At 46.4% G+C, this 2,336-nt stretch carries 2 protein-coding genes and 1 pseudogene; all 3 read left to right on the forward strand.

Annotation, left to right across the window (positions count from 1 at the left end):
- Positions 1 to 954, forward strand: a 954-nt coding sequence (locus tag A3762_RS12070) for an alpha/beta fold hydrolase (RefSeq protein WP_231878800.1), incomplete at its 5' end; no start/stop codon positions are given.
- A 3-nt stretch (positions 955 to 957) separates the two neighbouring features.
- On the forward strand, positions 958 to 1,821 hold the full coding sequence (locus A3762_RS12075; protein ID WP_068755751.1) for a DUF4892 domain-containing protein: 864 nt from the start codon (positions 958 to 960) through the stop codon (positions 1,819 to 1,821).
- A gap of 102 nt (positions 1,822 to 1,923) precedes the next feature.
- Positions 1,924 to 2,336: pseudogene (locus A3762_RS12080) on the forward strand (50S ribosomal protein L3 N(5)-glutamine methyltransferase); the annotation flags it as partial.

Genomic DNA, 2,336 nt, shown 5'->3' on the forward strand with positions numbered 1-2,336 from the left:
AGGAAGTGGCCAAGAAAACCGCGGAAAATTTCCACGCTCTGTTCACGCATGCAAGAGCGTAAGTGTATTTTGAATTATCAGCACTTTTCTCAACAAACCGAGCGATTGACGCTTGCGGGCTTCCATAACGGACAAACGCAGGGCCGGCCTGTGATCATGCTTCATGGGTGGCTAGACAATGCGGCGACCTTTGAGCCTATGCTCGAAAGGCTTCAATTAGAGGGGCGTCCTGTGTATGCATTGGAGTTGCCTGGTCATGGGAAGTCACAGCATCGCGATAAGTCAGCTCAATATCACCTTGTTGATAATACGATCGATGTCTTGGCGTTTGTTGATAGTATTTCTGAAGGAAGTGATTTCGATATCGTTGGTCATTCCATGGGTGGCATTATCGCGACTTTAGTTGCTGCTTCAGTGCCCGAACGAGTTAAGCATTTGGTGTTGCTAGATAGCTTAGGGCCGCTGACTGATGAAATTGAAAATGTGTTGCCGCAACTCAAAAGAGCGGTGAAGCGTGCATCCTCGTTGAGAAACTCAAAGCTTAATGTTTATCCTACTAAAGAAGTGGCTGCCCGCGCGCGAACGGCAGGGGTCGGTAAGATTTCTATGCCTGCATCAAGACTTCTTGTAGAGCGGGGCACGATAGAGGTGGAAGGTGGTTGGACGTGGTCATCTGATCCAAGGCTGTTAGAACCGTCACTTTTGCGATTTTCTGAAGCGCAGGTTGAGGCAATAATGGGAGGCATCGAATGTCCTGTGCTATTGCTTGTTGGAACGGATGGTTATTTCAAGCAATATGAAGCTATTAAGAAGCGGCTTGCGTATATAAAAACGTTAACGCAGCATCAAGTAGACGGCGGGCATCACTTCCATATGGAAGGTGACGTTGCGCTGACAGCTCAATTAGTCGGTGACTTTGTCACTGAGCAACTACATCGAACCAAAGGGGTTTAGTGAATGCAAAACAGGTTGGCTCGTTCAAGTTGGATGAATGTACACGTGTTTTTGGTCTCTATGCTTTCGATTGCGCTAGTACAAGTAGCGCATGCGAAGCAATTTAGTTTTGAGGCGCCGGGCTTGGAGTTTGTTTCGAAATCGGAACAGGACGTTGCTTTGCATCCGTTTCCTCTTAGTAGCATTAAACGGGTGAGCAATAGTTTACGTGTTGACCGCCAAACTAGCCTCGAAGGTAGTCGAACTAATTATTTATACCGTGTTGCGAGTTTTTCGAGTCGCGATAAGGTCTTAAGTTACTACCGAAATTTGCTTTCATCAAAGGGAAAAATTGAATTTGAATGTGCCGAGCGTAACTGCGGATCGAGTAATGATTGGGCTAACAAAGTGTTCAGTATTCGAAACCTTGCGGGGCGAGACAACAATCAATCTTACTTAGTTGGGAAGGTTGATGATGGTGTAGAGCAAGGCTGGCTTAGTGTTTACGTTGTTGAAAATGTTCGTCGCGAGAATATGGTATATCTGAGCTTCTCCGCGGCGCCTCCAGCAGATTTAGTCGCAGACATGAAGCGCGGTTTATTGGTCAGTGATTCGATGCTAAAGCATTTCAATGCGGATGCGCTAAATGATTATTTGACGAAAACCGAAGGCGCTAAAGTTGTTGCTTTGGCTTATTCGCGTGTCGAGGGTGAAACGCAAGTTGAAGCTTTGGGCGCTGCCGAAGCGTTCGCAAAGCCCTTGTTGCAAGATATCTATGCTCAAGGTTTGGAAGCTAAAAATGTCGAATTCCGAGCGATGGGCCGCTTAGGTCAAAAGCCACTCTCTCTCGACGCTAGCCAATGGCTATACCTATATCTCGTAGATTGAGGCCTCTTTTTTATAGTTTTTACGCTTCAGTAGCCAGCATGCTTAGCACTCTGGCTCCATTCCCTATATAATTGCGCGGTTTTTCTACCTTGAGGCGATGTTGTGGCGGCGCAACTACACACAATTGCAGACTTTATTCGATATAGCTTTACGCGACTTACTAGCAGTGATGTCTATTTTGGTCACGGTACAGATAACGCGTGGGATGAAGCTGTCGCATTAGTTTTACAAACCTTGTCTCTTCCATGGGATTTTGACCGTGAACTTTGGGCTTGTCGTGTGACGGATGAAGAAATTCTTCGCCTCACTAAGAATCTCAATGCGCGCATTGATCAACGTATTCCTTTGGCTTATTTGACCAACAAAGCTTACTTTTGTGGCCTAGAATTTTACGTTGATGACCGCGTTCTCGTGCCACGCAGTCCGCTGGCACAGCTCATTGAGAATGGTTTTTCTCCTTGGTTATTGGATGAACCGCAACGCATTATGGACCTTTGCACAGGTAGTGGGTGTAT

It is taken from the genome of Oleiphilus sp. HI0125, assembly GCF_001635355.1.

Coding starts and splice junctions, on each gene's coding strand:
- A3762_RS12075 (WP_068755751.1), top strand. CDS start 958: ATGCAAAACAGGTTGGCTCGTTCAAGTTGGATGAATGTACACGTGTTT.